The following is a 17,415-nucleotide window of genomic DNA, read 5'->3' on the forward strand; positions in this document are numbered from 1 at the left end:
GTCATTCTTGTTGGGCCGGTCACTTGTCTTTCGGGAACACGGTACCGAGGTTGCGCCAGTCTTCGGCCGAGTTGCTCGCCTGGGCGTTCCAGTCCTGGTAGGTGCTCATCATGTCCGGCACCTGGGCCGGCCACCAGCAAGGGTCGGAACAGCCATACAGGTCGGCCTCCATCGGCTGGCACAGCGAGCTGACGCCGCCGAAGGCGTCCACTTCCCAACCCGGGTCGGTGGTGGCGGTGCAACCCGCCACTGCGCTCATGGCCATGACTTCTTCGACGCGGTCCTCGGCAGCGGCCTTCTCGAGGATGCGCGCCTTGTTGTTCAGGGGCTTCAAGTGCTTCATGTCAGTGCGCCTTCCGCGGGGTGATGTAGCGATCGATGAAGGCCGGATTGGCGGCCATGATGCGGCTGTAGACTTCGATGCCGAAATCGACCCAGTCGCGCATCAGTTCGCAATAGTGGTAGGTCGGGTGCTGCGGGTCGCCATAGCGGGCGTAGCTTTCGTGGTAGCAGCCGCCGGAGCACAGGTTGCGGATGCGGCAGCTGTCGCAGCCGGTGTTGCTGCGGTCCAGGCGCTGCGACAGGAAGTCGTTGAGCTGCGCCTGCTTCACCCCCTGGTGCACATTGCCGAAGGTCGGCAGGCTGGAGCCGGTGAAGCGGTGGCACAGGTTCAGCTCGCCCTGGTGATCCACCGCCAGCATCTTCAACCCGGCACCGCACGGCAGGGCCTTCTTGTGCCCTTCGTGGATGTCGGTGATCAGCTGGTGCAGGTTGGAGAAGCCGATGTTGCGGTGCTCCAGCGCCGCCTGCAGGTACTTGCGGCCCAGCGCCTTCATGTTGGCGAACACCTGCACCAGCTCGTCGCCGGTGAGGTTGAAGTCGGCCATGTCGCCGGAGGTGACCGGGGCAAAACCGACCTCGGCAAAGCCCAGCTCGTTGAACAGGTGGTTCCAGATGGTCTCGACGTCGGTGATGCCACGGGTCAGCGTGACCCGCGCGCCCACCGGGCGGCTGGTGTAGCGCGACAGCAGCAGGTCGGCCTTGCGCCGCACCACGTCATAGGTGCCCTGCCCGCCCACGGTGATACGGTTGCGGTCGTGCACGGTCTTCGGGCCGTCGATGCTGATCGACAGGCCGAAACGGTGGGCGTCGAGCCAGTCGATGATCTCTTCGGTGAGCAGGGTCGCGTTGGTGGTCATGATGAATTCCACCTGCTTGCCGGCTTCGGCGAAACGCCGCTCGCAGTAGGCGACCATGTGCTCGATCAGCGGCCGGTTGGACAGCGGCTCGCCGCCGAAGAACACCACGCTGTAGCGTTCCTCGTCGGGCGATTCCCTGAGCAGCATCTCTACCGAGGCTTCGGCGGTGGCGGTGCCCATTTTTTTGCCGGCAGAAGGTTTGTCCAGGTCTTCCTTGTAGCAATAGGTGCAGCTGAGGTTGCAGCCGGTGTTGACGTTGAGCACCACGGTATTCAACGCGGTGCGTTCGACCTGCCTGAGGGCGATTTCCGGGGTCAGCGGCGCGCCGTCGCTGACCAGCTCCAGCGCCATCAGCTCGCGCAGGGTGTCCTGGATATCATCGCCGGCAAACTGCTGGCCAAGGCGCTGCAGCAGCTCCTCGGCCGAGCAGCCTTGCTGGCGCAGGGTATCGATGATGCCGCCGGTCACCGCATCGGCAGTGAACAGCGAACTGCTGGGAATGTGGAACAGCATGCGGTCGGCATCAACCTGCACTTCGTGCAGGTTGCGTTCGACCAGGTTCAGTAGTGCGCCCATGGCGACCTCCCGTTAATCGATCCGTTTGGCAAACCGTAAGCCCTCTGCCCTTACGGCAGCGGCGGGTTGTTCCAGCGCTGTACGGTGACGATCATGTGCCCTTCGCCGGTCTGGCCGCCGTCGGCCAGGGTGGCGATGACCTTCAGGTTGCCGGCGTTGTTGGTCATCATCTTGCGCGCCGGGTTGGGGCCGGCACCGCCGGGCACGAACACGCCATCGGCCTGCATCTGCCCGGCGAACTTGACGTCTTCGTCCTCGACCGCACGCTCGTTGAACGGCTCGACCTTCCAGCTGGCTGGCAGGTAGCCGATGCGCAGTGGCTGGCCGTTGGCGTCCTTGCCCCAGGCCTCGGCCTCGAAGCGGCCCTGCACCTTGGGCACCGAGGCGCCGTTTTCGCCGATGCGGGCGATGGAAAACGCCGGTACCACCTTCACTTCCTCGACCTTGTCGTACACCGCCAGGCTGACGCCCTTGAGTGCGCCTACCGCGACTTCGCGTTGGCCAGGGCTGGCGTCGGCCGCGGCGCGCGCCTTGACCCGAAGCAGGGTTGGCGTCTGCTCCAGCACTTCGACCACGTGCACCCCGGCGCCCAGGTCCGCATTGCCAGCCAGGCCGCTGCCGACCAAGGTGATCTCGCTTTCGCCGCCGGCCTTGATGAAGGCCGGCTGCACGGCCAGCAGGCGCGCCTTGTCCGCTTTCACTGCAGTAAAGTCGAGGCCGCGCTCGTCATGCTCGGCCTCGAACATGCGGCCTTTCATTTCACCGTCCAGCGCGGCGAACACCTGGCGCAGGTTGACCTCGCCAACCTTGACGGTGCCGCGCCATTCGTAGCCGTTGTAGAGGATTGCCGTGCCGCTGCCGTTGAACGGCGTGCCGTCGGCGTAGGCCCCCTTGAGCTCCACCTTGAAGGTATCGCCCTGGTCTGCGGTAACGCTCATCACCCCGCGCACATCGCCCTTGGCCAGCATGTGCCCGCTGAACGGCCACTGCCCCGGCAGCGCGTCGGCGTTCGGCTTCGCCTGCTGCCATGCGGCCCATTCCGGGCTTTCCAGTGGGTAGCGCTTGGCCAGCTCAGGCACTACTTGCTGCAAGGCGATCGGCAGCCAGTCGCGGTCACGCGCCTGGGCCTGGTACTCGAGGGATGGCCACTGGCCGAGGTGGAAATTGACCAGGTGTTCCCATTCCTTGGCGGGGCGGCGCTGCAAGGCAACGCGGGCACCCGAGTGACAACGGCCACAGGTTTCACTGAGCTGGGTGTCGAACTGCTCGACGGTGTTCAGTCGGCGCTCCATGGCGTAACGCACGCCATCGGTCTCGCTGGGCGCCAGGCCCTGTTTGTCGGCGAGGTACTTGACCAGGGTACGGCGGTCATCGTCACTGATCTGCAGGCCGTGCATCACCTGCATGCGCGCGATGCTCATCAGCCAGCCTTCGGGTGTTTTACGCTGGTGGCTGATACGGCTGTAGTCGTCGTTGCCTTCGGGGATATGACACCCCATGCACTTGTTCTGCAACAGGCTCGGGCCCTGCTCGGCCGCCATGGCCTGGGTGCTCAGCAGCGCGGCGGCGACCAACGCCAGTTTGCCCGCATGCCGCCGGAGTCGAGTCGTCTTCAAGGTCAGACCTCCACGGTTGTTGTTCTTATGGTTTTCGCACGCTTTGGTACAGCAGATGTGCATGTGTCGGTGGCGATACAGGAACTGTGCCAGGTGCGGTAAAAGTATTTCCTTTCAACCTGTTAGCCGGTTTTCAGCGCTTGGCCAGCATCAGGGAGTGCCAGTTGCAGCGTGCCATTTCGCGACAGGGGTGTTTCATCCTGAGACAGCGGCCCGCTGCGCGGCAGGCCCGCGCAGCGGGCGGAAACAGCCACTGTGTCACCCCCGTCTCACACCGTCTCAATGTGCAACAGCGCAAACCTGCAATCGCAACCTTTGAGCAGGACAAAAGCCAACCGCTTCAACGGCTTGCGACCATCAAGCCAGCTTGGCACGTCCATTGCGCGATGCCCGTCACATCCAATCACAAGAGGCACAGCCCAATGCTTTCCGAACTGCCCATCCTGCCCGCCACCCGCGCCTTCCTCGAGCGCAAGCTGAAGATGCGTATCGGCGCCGACTGGCAGGACGCCACCAGCGGCCGTACCCTGTCGTTCCGCAACCCGGCCACGGGTGACGTGCTGGGTGATGTGCCCAGCGCCGACGCCGAAGATGTCGACCGCGCCGTGCGTGCCGCGCGCCAGGCCTTCGATGACTCGCCGTGGAGCCGCCTGCGTCCGCGGGAGCGGCAGAACCTGTTGTGGCGCCTGGCCGAGCTGATGGAGCGCGACGCCCGTCAACTGGCCGAACTGGAATGCCTGAACAACGGCAAGAGCGCCGCGGTGGCCCAGGTCATGGATGTACAACTGGCCATCGACTTTCTGCGTTACATGGCCGGCTGGGCCACCAAGATCGAGGGTAGCACCGTCGAACCTTCGATGCCGTTGCTGCCCAACGCGCAGTTCCACGGGTTTGTCCGACGCGAAGCGGTGGGCGTGGTCGGTGCCATTGTCGCCTGGAACTTCCCGCTGCTGCTGGCCTGCTGGAAGCTCGGACCGGCCCTGGCCAGTGGCTGCACGGTGGTGCTCAAGCCCGCCGACGAAACACCACTGAGCGCGCTCAAGCTGGCGGAACTGGTGGAGGAAGCCGGCTACCCGGCCGGGGTGTTCAACGTGGTCACCGGCACCGGCCTGAATGCCGGTGCCGCGCTCAGCCGCCACCCTGGCGTGGACAAGCTGACCTTCACCGGCTCCACCGAGGTTGGCAAGCTGATCGGCAAGGCCGCCATGGACAACATGACCCGCGTCACCCTCGAGCTTGGCGGCAAGTCGCCGACCATCGTCATGCCCGATGCCAACCTGCAGGAGGCGGCCGCCGGCGCGGCCACGGCGATCTTCTTCAACCAGGGCCAGGTATGCTGCGCAGGTTCCCGGTTGTATGTACACCGCAAGCACTTCGACAACGTGGTGGCCGACATCGCCGGCATCGCCAATGGCATGAAACTCGGCAGCGGCCTGGACCCGACCGTGCAGATGGGGCCATTGATCTCGGCCAAGCAGCAGGACCGCGTCACCGGCTACATCGAGCTTGGCCGCGAACTGGGCGCGACCATCGCTTGCGGCGGCGAAGGCTTCGGGCCTGGCTACTTCGTCAAGCCGACGGTGATCGTCGATGTCGACCAGCACCATCGCCTGGTCCAGGAAGAAATCTTCGGGCCCGTGCTGGTAGCCTTGCCGTTCGATGACCTCGACGAGGTGATCGGCATGGCCAACGACAACCCTTATGGGCTTGGGGCGAGCATCTGGTCCAACGACCTGGCTGCCGTGCACCGGATGATCCCGCGGATCAAGTCGGGGTCGGTCTGGGTCAACTGCCACAGCGCCCTCGACCCGGCCTTGCCGTTTGGTGGCTACAAGATGTCCGGCGTCGGCCGCGAGATGGGGGCGGCTGCCATCGAGCACTACACCGAGCTCAAGTCGGTACTGATCAAGCTCTGATCTCAGCCTGTTCCGGCCTCTTCGCTGGGTTTGCCTACGAGGAGGCCGGCAAGGACACCAAAAACAACAATAAAAACCATGGAGCAAACCCATGAGGCACACCCTCGCCTGCACATTGGCCCTGCTGTTCGCCGCCCCCGTCAGCCAGGCCTACGAGCTGTACAACCACGATGGCAGTATTCTCAACGCCGACCTCGAAGCGCTGTTCGGCAGTTTCCACAGCGACGAAAGCTTCAACCTGGCCGGCAACCGCCAGCCCGGCAGCAGCGCCTGGCAGGAAGGCTACGTCAAGTACGGGCTCAGCGGCAGCCAGGCCCTGGCCGATAGCGGTACCCTCTACGGCGCCTTCAACCTGCTCAGCTCCGCCACCTGGGGTGATGGCGATGCTGCCGGCCTGACGCTGGGTGGTGAGCGCCGCACCGCCATCGAAGACCTGTACCTGGGCTGGCGTTCCGCCAACCTGTTCCCGACCCTGGGCGTGGACGGCGTGGATATTTCCGGCGGCCGCCAGGTGGTGACCCTCGGCGACGGTTTCCTGATCCAGGGTGACCCGGTGAACCTGGGCAAGGTCGACCTGGGTGCCAACTTCGACCGCGGCGGCGCCTACTACCTTGCCGCGCGCAAGGCCTTCGACCGCAGCGCGGTCCTGCGCCTGGGCGGCCGACAGGGTTGGCGCGGCGACCTGATGTGGCTGAAGTCCGACAACCACTACCAGGCCGATACCTCACTGGCGGTGGCCAACCTGGAGCATGTCGCCGATGCGGGTAGCGTCGGCCTGAGCTGGATCCACGGCCTCGACGTCGACCAGCGCTACGCGCAGCTCATGGGCCTGGAACATCGCGATGGCATGGACACGGCCAGCCTGCGCGGGCGCGGCAACCTGGGCGTCAAGGATCTGGAGCTGGCCGCCGAATACGTGACCCAGGACCAGACCGGAGGGCGCGAGAACGCCTGGTACCTGGAGGGCAACTGGACCTTTTCCGAACTGCCCTGGACACCCACCGCGACCTACCGCTACAGCCGCTTTTCCGAGGGCTTCGACCCACTGTTCTACGGCCTGAGCCGTGGCTACGGCACCTGGTTCCAGGGAGAAGTGGCGGCCAACTATGCCGGGCCATTCAACAACAACACTCAGGTACATCACCTGGCGCTGAAGGGCAAGCCACGGGACAACCTGACCCTGGGCGTGCTGTACTTCGACTTCACTACGCTGGACAGCGACCTGGGCAACCAGGGTGGACGGGAGCTGGACCTGTATGTGGAATGGATGGTCAACGAGCACCTGCTGATCAGCCCCCTGGTGGGCTTCTACCAGCCTGAGCGCAGTGCGGCCAATGGCGGCACCCAACTGGGAGGGCGGGATACCGGGACCTACCTGCAGCTGATCGTCGGGACGTTCTTCTGACGTGCGATCCGGGGCTGCGCTGCAGCCCCGGCGATCTCAAGCCAAGCCCTGTTCCGTCAACCAGCGGCGCACCCCCATCTGCTGCTCCCCCGGCAGGTTTGACAGCACGGCCTCAACCGGCCGACCGCTATACAGCGCGCGCACTACCGGCGCCAGCTCCACCCCCTGCACATGCCACACCCCCAACGGCTGGTCCGCCGTCACCACCACCTCGGCCTCGTCCACCAGCCCATCACGCAACACCGGCCGTCGCTCCACCCGCACCGCCTGCCCGTCCGCCGCCAGATGCAGCGGTTGCCTGTCCGGCCAGGCCTGACGCCGTGCCCAGAACGGCTGCTCGGCCCGGCTCTGCTCCTGCCCATGGAAGTCCCGGCCAATGCGGGCGAAGCGCAAGAACAGCTGTTCGACCCGCTGCTGGTGAAATTGCCGTGCCAATGCAGCCCGCCCGGGCCTGCGCAGCAAGGTATTGATCACCACCGGCGCCTGCAACGCCGAAGACAGCGACTGGAATATGCCGTTGCCCGACAACGGGTCAACGGCCATCGCGGCATCGCCTACCCGAATCCAGTCCGGCCCGACACATTCGCCCGCCAGAATCGCAGTACTACTGCGCGCATGCACCTGCGCCGGCACCAGCGCCCGGGCATCGAACAGCTCGGCCACCAGCGCGCTGCGGGCTCGCCGCGCAGCGCAGTACGCTGCCAAACCGGCCTTGCCCGGCAGGCCGGCGGCGTCCAGGGTGACCTGCCAGTAGCAGCGGCCATCTTCCAGCCGCGCCATCCATGCCCAGCCATCCTCCAGGCTTTCCACCGCCGATGCGGGGGTGCCTGGGGCACCCTGCCAGGTATTGAGCAGGCTGACCGTCTCCGGCCCACGCAGGCGGTCAGCCGCCAACGGGGCCTGGCGGCCGCGGGCTTCGACCAGGAAATCGGCCAGCAGTAGCTGGCCATCGTCCAGACGCACCTGGTGACCTCCGTCGTGCCGGAGTTCGCCCACCCGCCCCTCGACCACGCCCACCCCGGCGCGTTGCAGATCGTCGCGCAGCGCCCGGTCAAACTGTTGCCGGTCGAGCAGGAACTCCTGGTTCAGCTGTAGTTGCTGGCCGCCCCAGTGCACTCGGCGGGTGGCCGGCATCGCCGCCTGGCTCAGGGCACCGCCAAGGCCAGCATGACGCAAGGCGTCCAGCACCCGCTGCGAAACCCCTTCGACTGCGGCAAAGCGGCGCCAATCGGACACCACCGTGACCGCGTAGCCCAGGCGCCGCAAGCCAATCGCCGTGGCCGCACCGGCCGGGCCCGCGCCCAGCACCACGATGCACGGTTCAGGCATGCTTGGCCCCCCGTCGCTCGGGGCCGACAAACGCCGCGTGCTGGCGCAGCCAGTCGTGCACCTGCTGGGGGGGCATGCCGGGCTGCTCACGCAGCAATGCGGCAATCCTGCCGCTCAGGGCCGCGCAGCCCAGGCTCGCACCTGCCTTGTCGCCCACCCCGGCATAGCCTCCGAAGTCGGCCTGCCGCGAGCCCAGCCATGACCATTGGCCTGGGGCGCAGCGCGCATCGCCGGTGACCCGGATCACTCCCGGGTAGCTGGCCGGGTACACCGGCCCGCCTTGTGCCGGGCTGGACGCACACAACAGCACACCCGCAGCCATGGCTTCGGCGCAAGCCTGGTGCAATACAGGCCGGTCCTGCTGCAGGCCAAGGCTGAGGTTGACCAGCGTGGCTCCCGCCTCCACCAGCCACAGCAAGGCAGCCGCCACCTGCAATGCGCTGGTGCTGGCCTGGCCAGCGAACACCTGGGCTACCAGCAGCGGCACCGGCCCGGCCTCGCGCTGCAATGCCTCCACTACCGCGCTGCCGTGGCCGAGCTGGTCGGGCAGCGGTTCACCTTCACGCAACTGGCCGTCCTCCAGCCAGAATCGCCGTCCTCCCAGCACGCCGCGGCCCTGCATCGGTGAGCAGCCGCTGTCAATGACGCCAACGCGCAGGTCAGTGCCCATGCCTGATGACCTCGTGGGGCAACACCCGCAGTTGGCCGGCATGCAGCTGCAGGTGCAGGTCGGCATCGGCCAGGGTCGAGGCGCGGTGGCTGATCAGGATGCGGGTACGGCCGGCGAACAACTGGTCGATGGCGGCGATCACTTCGCGCTCGGTAGCTTCGTCCACTGCCGAAGTGGCCTCGTCCAGCACCAGGATCGCCGGCGCCTGCAGCACCGCGCGGGCGATCGCGATGCGTTGTTTCTGGCCGCCGGACAATTGTTGGCCGCGCTCACCGAGCAGGCCGTCCAGGCCCAGTGGCAGGCTTTCTACCAGGCTGTCCAGCCGGGCCAGCCGCACGACCCGCTCAAGCTCGGCGCGGCTGGCCTGCGGCATGCCATAGGCCAGGTTCTGCGCCAGGGTGCCGCGGAACAGCACGATGTCCTGGCTGACCACCGCGATGCGCCGGCGCAATGCAACCAGGTCCAGTTCGCGCAGGTCGATGCCGTCCAGCAGGATGCGCCCGGCGTGCGGGTCGTAGAAGCGCTGCAGCAGATCGATCAGGGTCGACTTGCCCACCCCCGAGGCACCGCTGATGGCGACTTTCAGGCCACCTGGCACACACAGCTGCACGTTGTCCAGCACCGCGCCCTGGCGCCCTTCATGGGCAAAACTCAGCGCCTCCAGACGCAGTTCGCCCGGCCCATCGGGCATCGGCTGCGGGTTGGCCGGCGAGCGCACAGCCACCGCTTCCTGCTTCAGTTCCATTACCCGCCCAAGGCTCACGGCCATGCGCTGCACTGCCACGTACAGGCCCAGCAGGCTCTGCACCGGCCCGACCGCCATGCCCATGTAAGTGGAAAAAGCGATCAGCGCCCCCAGCTGCCAGGTGCCCTGGATCACCCACCAGCCGCCGACCAGGAATGCGCAGGCGCGGCACCAGGAGGTCAGTGTGCCGGGGATGGCCTGGGTGAAGAACTCGGTCACCTGAACCTTGAGCAACTGGCGCATGTAGCCCTGGCCCAGTTGGTCCAGGCGCCCGGCCTCGCGACTTTGCTGGCCAGCCGCCTGGATGAACTTCATCGCTGGCAGCGTTTCCACCAGAAATGACGACACATCCGCCGAACGCTCGCGCAGGTGGCGCACCTCACGCTCCACCTTGCGTCGCATCCAGCGCAGCCACAGCACCTCGATCGGCACCAGCAGCGCCAGCAACAGTGATAGCTGCCAGGACAGCACCAGCATCAGTACCACCGCGCCTGCCAGGCCGATCACCGCCGATACCGCCGAGAACAGCGAGTCCACGGCGAAACGCTGGATTTCCGCCACATCGCCATCCAGCCGCGACAGGATGTCACCGGTCCGTCGCCGGCCATAGAACGTCGGCGACAGTTGCTGCAAGTGTCGGTAAAGATCATCGCGCAGGGCAAACAGGATGCGCCCTGACAGGCGCGTATGCAGGTAGCGGTTGATCCCGGCCAGCACGGTGCCCAGCAGGCCGGCGGCGATCATGATCGCCGCCATGTGCCAGAGGGTCTGGTAATCCTTGGCCAGCAGCCCCTCGTCAATCAGCGTCTTGACCAGCCAGGGTTGCGCCAGGGCCAGCAGCGAGGCGCCCAGCGACAAGCCCAGCAACAGGCCAATGGCGCGCCGATGCGGGCGCACGAAACCATACAGCCAGGCCAGCGCCTGACGCATGAGGAGCGGGTCGCTGGACTCCACCAGCCGGGCGAACAGGCCGCCCATTTCAGCTGCGCAACTGTTTGAGCTTGCGGTATAGCGTTGCCCGGCTGATGCCAAGCGCCTCGGCGGCGGCCGACACGTTGCCCTGGTGGCGCGCCAGGGCGCCGCGTATCAGCTCCAGTTCGTTGTCCTTGAGGCTGCCGGAGGGGGGCGTGCCGCTGGCCAGTTCATCCAGCAGGCAATCGGTGAGATGCTCCAGGCTCAGCACCTGCTCGCCGTCCTCGCGCATGGCCAGCGCGGTGCGTACGACCATCTCCAGCTGGCGGATGTTGCCCGGCCAGTCGAACCCTTCGAGCAACGCTGTCAACGCCGGGTCAAGCGTGATGCCACGCGCACCTGACTTGTCCAGCAGCCCCTGGATGATCGCAGCCAGGTCATCCCGCTCGCGCAATGCCGGCAGGCGCAGCGACACGCCGTTGACCCGGTAGTACAGGTCTTCGCGGAAATGCTGTTCCTGTACCAGGCGCTTGAGGTCGCGGTGCGTGGCGCAGATCAGCGCCACATCGATCTCCTGCTCGTCCCCTGCCCCCAGCGGCGCCACCCGGCGTTCCTGCAATACGCGCAGCAAGCGCGCCTGCAGGGCCAGCGGCATGTCGCCGATCTCGTCGAGGAACAGCGTGCCGCCATGCGCCTGCATCAGCCGCCCGACCATGCCGCCCCGGCGCGAACCGGTAAACGCTCCCTCACGGTAGCCAAACAGTTCGGACTCGATCAGCCCTTCGGGAATGGCTGCGCAGTTGACCGCCACGAACGGCTTGCCGGCGCGCGGGCTGGCCTGGTGCAGGGCCCGGGCGACCACTTCCTTGCCAGTGCCGGTCTCGCCCAGCAACAGCACCGGCAGGCCGTTGCCCAAACCCTGGCGGGCCATGCGCAGGTTGCGCGCCAGGCGCGCGTCACCACCGGCCAAGGCCTCGAGTGCCGGCGACTGCTGGCCAGCTGCCGGCTTGCTGGCCGGCGTGCCGGCGTTGACCCGGCCATGGCGCGGCAGCTGCAGGGCGCGAAAGTAGAACTCGCCCTTGGCCGTTTGCACGCTGCTCACCCCACCCTGCCACAAGCGCGCAATGAAGGCTGGCGAACGCTCGCCCAGCAAGTCGCTGCTGCGCCGCCCGATCAGCTCATGGCGCGGCACCTGCAGCAGCTGGCAGGCACTGTCGTTGGCGGCCAGTACCTCGCCGTCCAGGCTCAGAGCCAGCAAGCCATGCCAGGCGCTGTTGAGGTACTGCGGGCGACTGTGGAAGGCCAGCACCAGCTGCTCGGGGTGGCACAGGCCGAACAGCCGGCTTTCGATGTTGCCGGCCGCCAGCATCAGCGTGGTCAGGCTGTCCTGCGGCTGCGCCATTACCCCCTCGCGGGTGATGTCCAGCACGCCGATCACGTCGCCACGCGGGTCGCGCAGCGGCACGGAGGTGCAGGAGAAAGGGCTGAGGCGGTCCAGGTAGTGTTCGCCGCAATTGATCAGCGTCGGCCGGCCTTCGACCACCGCCGTACCGATGGCATTGGTGCCACGCAGCGACTCGCTCCAGCAACTGCCCGGATGCAGGTCGCGCAGGCCCTCGCGGCTAAGCACATGGGTCTGGCCTTCGATGGCCAGTACGTTGGCCTGGGCATCACCGAGGATGACGATACCGGCCTTGCCCTGGCGCGCGACCAGGTAGTCCAGTTCGGGGGTGACAGCGTCGACCAGCAGGCGGTTGCGCTCCAGCAGCATGCGCAGGTCATGGCCTTGTTCCAGGCCCAGGCCGACCTGCTCGCCCTGCCGGCAATCCAGGCCATGGCTCAGGCTGCGGCGCCAGGAAGCGTCGATTTCGTCGCGCAGCATGCCCAGCGGCAGCTCGCCTTCGCTGGCCAGTTTGAGGCGGGCCTGACGGGATTCATGCAGCGGGTCGTGGGCGTTTGTTATGGGAAATTGTCGCGCCATTTGTTGCTCCAGCTGTGCCGTGGATCGGGCAACGGGCTTGGTTTTTTTCCGCAGTGTGCGGGAGATTTTCATGGGCGTCGAGGTGCATGCCTCATGAGGTGTGGCGCCTGTGAGATCGAGCGCCGCCCGCGCGGCGCATCGCGGATAAATCCGCTCCCACACTTGTTGCAACGTGGCCATGCCTGTGAAGCCATGGTTGTCAGCCGGTTTGTATGGCTCAAGACCTGCACCAAGGCAGGCGTTTCAGGGTGTGTCTCCCGGGCCAGCATGGGTACGGGCGCCACCGGCGCTTTCACTGAACGGCTGCTCGGCGACGAACTGCCAGTCGCTGTAGTGTTCCAGGCCCTCGAAACCGGAGAACTGCGTCTCGAAGCCACTGCGCTTGAACGGGGTGGCGTCCGAGCGGCTGTGTATCCCGGTGATACGGCCGTCGAGCCCGCGCAGCAAGCCCCACTCCTGGCTGTTGGTGATCGGGTCGGGGTACAACCGACGGATGTGCCGCCTGGCCTGCGGGAAGCGGTTGTCCTGCAGCAGGTCGGCCAGCGCCTGTGGGTACTGGGCCAACCCCGGCGAGGCGCGGTAGTAGCTGCGCAGGGCCTGGGCGTACTGGCCGCCTACCCACAGCAACTGGCGTTCACGATCGCGCTGGGCAGCACTGGTCCACAGTGTGCCGGTGGCGGCCAGGGCCACGCTGCTGACGGCAATCAGCAGCAGCACGCCGAGGTAGGTGAAGCCGCGGTTGGCCTCACCATTCCGCGAACAGGCTGCCATCGCGGGCCCTCCCTGGAGCACCGCTCTTGACATCGGCCACCCCGCCGGCCACGCCTTCGGGTGGTGGCACCAACTGCCAGGCATCACTGCGCTCGGTGATCGGGTCGACCGGGGTATTGCGCAAATAGCGTTGTTCCACCAGTTGCTCCAGCGAGTCCGGGTAATGGCCGGTGTCGCCGTAGTAATGGTCCAGCGCTTCACGCAGCACCGCCAGGCTCTGGCGCAAGGTGGCTTCGCGCGCGCTTTCCAGGCTGTTGAAGTAGCGCGGCATGGCGATGGTCATCAACGTGGCGATGATCGCCAGCACCACCAGCAGCTCGATCAAGGTGAAGCCTGTGCGGCGTTTCATGGCTGTCACCATTGCCGGTACGGAATGCCGTCGAGGCCCTTGCCACGGGCTCTGGAGTAGACGTCGAACACATCTTCACCTTCGCGCGGGTTGTCGGGGCTGCTGTCGTAGGCGCGCAGGCCCCAGCCGCCAGCGTCGTCATGCCTGGCGGGCACCAGCGGGTCGTGCGGGATGCGCCGCAGGAAGTAAAACTTGGCACCCTTGGCACTGCGCACATCGCGTACCCCCTCGACCAGAATCTGCAGATTCGGCGGGTAGCCGCTGGCATCCAGGCGCTTCTCGATGTAACCGGCATCGAACGCCCGCTTGTAGGCATCGATGGCATCGCGAATCTGGTACAGCGCCTCACGCAGCTGCTGCTCCTTGCCGCGCCGCACCACGGTTTCGGTCAGTGGTGCGGCGATGCTGGCGAGCAGCCCGAGCAATGCCAGGGTCAGCACCACTTCGATCAGGCTGAAGCCGCGCATGCAGCGCTGCAGGGTCATGGCTGCGTTCTCCCTTTCACCGGGGCGACGGCCATCTGGCTGTCTACCACCGGTGCATCGGTGGTGGGTGCATTGCCCGGCACGTCCGCCGGCGGCAACGGCGTCATCTGGCGCACCTGCATGGCCGACTCGGTGCCGGTGGCGAACTCCATGTCCGAGGGGCTCTGGTACGGCAGGTTGCGCACGATGCGCGGGGTGATCGCCAGCACCAGCTCCGACTTGCTCATGTCGTCCTTGTTGCTGCCGAACAGCCGGCCCAGGCCGGGGATGTCACCCAGCCCGGGGATCTTGTTGCCGCTGGCGTTGTGGTCGTTACGCACCAGGCCTGCCAGCACCTGGGTTTCGCCATCGTGCAGGCGCAGGCTGGTCTGCGCGTTGCGGGTGTCGACCTGGACCGGGATGGTGCCCTGGCGTGTCGGCTCCAGCGGCGTGGCGTTGCTCACTTCCAGGGCCACCTTGATCGCCACTTCGTTGTTCAGGTGCACGGTCGGCTGCACTTCAAGCTTCAGGCCGACATCCAGGTAGGTGACGCTTTCGGTAATCACCGGGCCCTGGGTGGAGGGCACCGAGGTGGCGCTGATGATCGGGACCCGCTGGCCGATGTGGATGCGCGCTTGCTCGCGGTTGCTGACACGGATTACCGGGCTGGCCAGGGTATTGATGTCCTTGTCCTGGGCGTTGATCTTGGCCTGTGGTGCCGGGGAGATGCTGATGCGGCTGGAATCGATGCCCTTGAGCTGGTCGAGCACGCTGACCGGCTGGCCATCGGAGCTGAGCACACCGAAGGTGTTCGGCCACTGCAGGCCGAGGTCGAGGATGCGCGAGGTGGCCACTTCCATCACCTCCACCTCCAACACCACCTCGGGGTTGGACTGGTCCTGCGATTGCAGCAGCTTCTCGGCCATGCGCACGGCATCGGGGGTGTCGCGCATGGTCAGGGTATTGAGGCGTTCGTCGACGAACACGTCGCGGGTCTTGAGCATGGTCTTGACCATGTTCAATGCAGTGTTGGCATCGATACTGGTCAGGTAGAACGTGCGCATGACCAGTTCCTGGTAGTCCTTGGCCTTCTGTGGCGAGTCGGGGTAGATCATCAGGGTGTTTTCGTTGACGATCTTCTGGCGCAGCTGGTTCTGCTCGAGCAACAGTGCCACGGCGTCCTCGATGCGCAGATCGCGGACGAAGATGGTCGCCTTCATGTCCGGGCGCAGGTCCTTGTCGAAGATGAAGTTGATGCCGGCGACCTGGGACAGCACCTCGAAGATGCTCTTCAGGTTGGCATCGCGAAACTCCAGGGTCACTGGCCGCTCCAGCTTGCTGCGCAGTTGCGGGTAAGGCTGCGCGGTACGCGCCTGGACATTCTCGATGTCGCTGCGCAGGGCCATGCCTTTCTGGTTCTGCGGGTCCAGGCGCAGCACTTCGCGCATGTAGCGCTCGGCGCCGAACAGGTCACCTTGGCGTAGCGCCGCCTGGCCCAGCGCCACGCGCTCGTCGAGTGTGCGGAGCAGCTCCAGCTGGCGGATGCCTTCCTGCGCGCGGCGGTTGTTCGGCTCCAGGGTCAGCACCCGGCTATAGCCCATGCGCGCACCGGCGAAGTCATGACGAACGCGATCGGCATCGGCCTGGCTCAGCAGCGCCTCCACCGCAGCCTGGCGGCTGTGTGCCAGGGCGATGTTCAGCTCGGTGTCGCGCGGGTCTTCGAGCAGGGCCTGTTCCAGCTGCGCGATGCCCGCCTCGTACTGGCCCTCCCTCATCAGCTGGTCGCTGTCCTCGCGTAGCGCATTGGAAGCGCAGCCGGCAATGGCCGCGCACAGCGCCACTAACAGGAACGGGGCCGGCTTGCACAGCGTTGATGACTTCATGGAGCACTCCCTACAGACAAGGTCTGCGGCTGATGCAAGGGCAGGTAGACCAGGCTCAGCTCACTGGCCGAGACGCGGTCGAGGCGGTAGGTGTCATCGATGACGTCGCCCTGGCGCACGACGTAGAGCTTTTCGCCGTTCTGCAGGAAAATCTGCAGGTCGTCACGGTCGCCGATGCGGCCGATGAACTGGAATGGCAAGGCCGGGGCGGTGGGCGTCTGAGGTACGACCGAGGCAGCAGTCTCGGGCTGTTCGGTGATGCTGGCCAGGGCTTCGGGCTTGCTCCACTGCTGGATGGGGAACAGGTCTCTGTCTGCCGCCTCCGGCCCTTTGGCGGCGGCAGCCGCTGCCCCAGGTCCGGCGCTTCCTGCCGGCTGGGTGGCAGCGAACTTGCCGACTGACGCCACGTTCCCGTCCTCCTGGCCGAACCAATGGCCCGGCGCCCAGGCCAACGCCACGCTCACGCCGAGAAAGCCGCCCCAGATGACTGCACGCTGTGTGTTCATCACGACCTCGACAGGTAAAGGGTCATATGCAGGCGGGCGTCGAGCTCGCTGTCGCCGATGCGTTTGCGTTGCAGCTCCAGGTCTTCCAGCACCAAGGTCGGCAGTTGCTTGAGCAGGCCACCGACGAAACCGCGAATCTGCAGGTAGCTGCCATGCACAGGCAGCACGATCTGGTAGCGTGCCAGCTGGGTCTTGGGATCGATGCCCAGGGCGTATTCACCGTGGGCCAGGCTGATGTGCTCGGCGCTGGCCAGGTGGTACAAGCGTTCGATCAGCGCGCTGGCCTGGGGCTGCCCCGGCAGTTGCTGGCGCAGGCTGTCGAGAGCCTGTTGCTCGGGCTGGGTGGCAATCTTCAGCTCGCCGCGTCTGACCCGCTGCAGTTGCAGCCTGGCATCCGCTTCGTTGCCACGCAGTTCGCGAATGGCCTGCCATTGCGGCAATACCCCGGCACACAGTACGCCCAGCGCCAGCAATGCCACGATGGCGGCTGCCACCCCGACCGCGCCGAGACGACGCAGACGCTCCTGCAGGATCAGCCTGTTCAGCGGTTCATGGGCGCGCATGGCCGGTCTCCCAGGTGGCAGTGAGGGTGAAACGCACTGGTTGCTCGGGCTGGCTGGCCAGCACCTCGTGGTTGAGCAGCGATACGTCGCTGAGCTCGGCACTGGCCTCCAGGCGCTGGTGGTATTGCAGCATTGCTTCGAGGTTGCGCGCCTCGGCGGCGATGCGCAGCTGGCCCTTGTGCGCGTCAGGGGCCAGCCTGAGCAACGCCACGTCGTCCTGCGGCTGCGCCTCCAGCATGGCGAACAGTTGCTGCCATGGCCGTTGCAGCTGCTGCGAGACGCTTTGCATCTGCGCCAGGCGCTCGGCCTGCTCACGGCTGGCTGCGCTGCTCAGCGGCGCGGCACTGGCCGGGCGGCGGCCCAGTTGCAGTTCCAGGTTATGCAGGCTGGCCTGCCGTTCGACCTGCTCGGCCTGCAGGCGCTGTTGCAGCAGCAACAGGCCGGCGACCACGGCGCAGCCCAGCGCAAGCAGCGACCAGGCCAGCGGGCCACTGCGCCGGGGCTGGAATTCCAGGTCGAGGCGGCGCATC

General features: G+C 66.3%; 16 protein-coding genes. 2 read left to right on the forward strand and 14 right to left on the reverse strand.

Features of this window, described 5'->3' with window-relative positions:
* Window positions 1-19: 19 nt before the first annotated feature.
* Genes qhpC through peaA form a run of 3 tightly spaced genes read right to left on the reverse strand, consistent with a single transcriptional unit; the run spans window position 20 to window position 3,391 of the window.
* Entirely contained in the window at window positions 20-343 is a 324-nt protein-coding gene (gene qhpC, locus B4L76_RS00560; protein ID WP_296229772.1) for a quinohemoprotein amine dehydrogenase subunit gamma, read from the reverse strand.
* Window position 344: 1 nt separating this feature from the next.
* Window positions 345-1,775 carry a quinohemoprotein amine dehydrogenase maturation protein gene (peaB, locus tag B4L76_RS00565; protein WP_296229773.1) on the reverse strand — a complete coding sequence of 477 codons (1,431 nt, stop codon included), beginning with the start codon at window positions 1,773-1,775 and terminating at the stop codon, window positions 345-347.
* A gap of 50 nt (window positions 1,776-1,825) precedes the next feature.
* Window positions 1,826-3,391 carry a quinohemoprotein amine dehydrogenase subunit alpha gene (peaA, locus tag B4L76_RS00570; protein ID WP_296229774.1) on the reverse strand — a complete coding sequence of 522 codons (1,566 nt, stop codon included), beginning with the start codon at window positions 3,389-3,391 and terminating at the stop codon, window positions 1,826-1,828.
* Between the two features lie 422 nt (window positions 3,392-3,813).
* Between peaA and B4L76_RS00575 the strand changes: the two genes are divergently transcribed.
* Together B4L76_RS00575 and B4L76_RS00580 are read left to right on the forward strand one after the other, a co-directional pair.
* Window positions 3,814-5,307, forward strand: coding sequence for an aldehyde dehydrogenase family protein (locus B4L76_RS00575; RefSeq protein WP_296229775.1), 1,494 nt, complete (start codon window positions 3,814-3,816; stop codon window positions 5,305-5,307).
* Window positions 5,308-5,398: 91 nt separating this feature from the next.
* Window positions 5,399-6,712 carry a hypothetical protein gene (locus tag B4L76_RS00580; RefSeq protein ID WP_296229776.1) on the forward strand — a complete coding sequence of 438 codons (1,314 nt, stop codon included), beginning with the start codon at window positions 5,399-5,401 and terminating at the stop codon, window positions 6,710-6,712.
* Between the two features lie 36 nt (window positions 6,713-6,748).
* On the opposite strand, the gene qhpG is transcribed toward B4L76_RS00580, so the two are convergent.
* The 11 genes from qhpG to B4L76_RS00635 form a co-directional block, all read right to left on the reverse strand.
* The gene (qhpG, locus tag B4L76_RS00585; RefSeq protein WP_296229777.1) at window positions 6,749-8,041 is read right to left on the reverse strand and encodes a flavin-dependent monooxygenase QhpG; all 1,293 of its coding nucleotides are present in this window, start codon (window positions 8,039-8,041) and stop codon (window positions 6,749-6,751) included.
* Window positions 8,034-8,711, reverse strand: coding sequence for a subtilisin-like serine protease QhpE (gene qhpE, locus B4L76_RS00590; protein ID WP_296229778.1), 678 nt, complete (start codon window positions 8,709-8,711; stop codon window positions 8,034-8,036). The genes qhpG and qhpE overlap by 8 nt, the downstream gene beginning before the upstream one ends.
* On the reverse strand, window positions 8,701-10,434 hold the full coding sequence (locus B4L76_RS00595; protein ID WP_296229779.1) for an ABC transporter ATP-binding protein: 1,734 nt from the start codon (window positions 10,432-10,434) through the stop codon (window positions 8,701-8,703). Before B4L76_RS00595 ends, qhpE begins: the two co-directional genes overlap by 11 nt.
* Window position 10,435: 1 nt before the next feature.
* Window positions 10,436-12,349, reverse strand: coding sequence for a sigma-54-dependent Fis family transcriptional regulator (locus B4L76_RS00600; protein ID WP_296229780.1), 1,914 nt, complete (start codon window positions 12,347-12,349; stop codon window positions 10,436-10,438).
* 243 nt (window positions 12,350-12,592) lie between these two features.
* Window positions 12,593-13,120: a type II secretion system protein gene (locus tag B4L76_RS00605; protein ID WP_296229781.1), complete on the reverse strand. Its 528-nt coding sequence runs from the start codon at window positions 13,118-13,120 to the stop codon at window positions 12,593-12,595.
* Entirely contained in the window at window positions 13,095-13,469 is a 375-nt protein-coding gene (locus B4L76_RS00610; protein WP_296229782.1) for a type II secretion system protein, read from the reverse strand. Before B4L76_RS00610 ends, B4L76_RS00605 begins: the two co-directional genes overlap by 26 nt.
* A gap of 5 nt (window positions 13,470-13,474) precedes the next feature.
* Window positions 13,475-13,954 (reverse strand): type II secretion system protein, encoded by a 480-nt coding sequence (locus tag B4L76_RS00615; RefSeq protein WP_296229783.1) that lies wholly within the window; start codon window positions 13,952-13,954, stop codon window positions 13,475-13,477.
* On the reverse strand, window positions 13,951-15,816 hold the full coding sequence (locus tag B4L76_RS00620; protein ID WP_296229784.1) for a secretin N-terminal domain-containing protein: 1,866 nt from the start codon (window positions 15,814-15,816) through the stop codon (window positions 13,951-13,953). The genes B4L76_RS00615 and B4L76_RS00620 overlap by 4 nt, the downstream gene beginning before the upstream one ends.
* A complete protein-coding gene (locus tag B4L76_RS00625; protein ID WP_296229786.1) occupies window positions 15,813-16,322 on the reverse strand; it encodes a hypothetical protein in 510 nt (169 codons plus the stop codon). Before B4L76_RS00625 ends, B4L76_RS00620 begins: the two co-directional genes overlap by 4 nt.
* Complete coding sequence (locus B4L76_RS00630; protein WP_296229787.1) at window positions 16,322-16,885, reverse strand: type 4a pilus biogenesis protein PilO; 564 nt, start codon at window positions 16,883-16,885, stop codon at window positions 16,322-16,324. Before B4L76_RS00630 ends, B4L76_RS00625 begins: the two co-directional genes overlap by 1 nt.
* Complete coding sequence (locus tag B4L76_RS00635) at window positions 16,872-17,414, reverse strand: pilus assembly protein (RefSeq protein ID WP_296229788.1); 543 nt, start codon at window positions 17,412-17,414, stop codon at window positions 16,872-16,874. Before B4L76_RS00635 ends, B4L76_RS00630 begins: the two co-directional genes overlap by 14 nt.
* Between the last annotated feature and the right edge of the window lies 1 nt (window position 17,415).

Source organism: Pseudomonas sp. UBA4617 (genome assembly GCF_002386445.1).
GTDB lineage: Bacteria > Pseudomonadota > Gammaproteobacteria > Pseudomonadales > Pseudomonadaceae > Aquipseudomonas.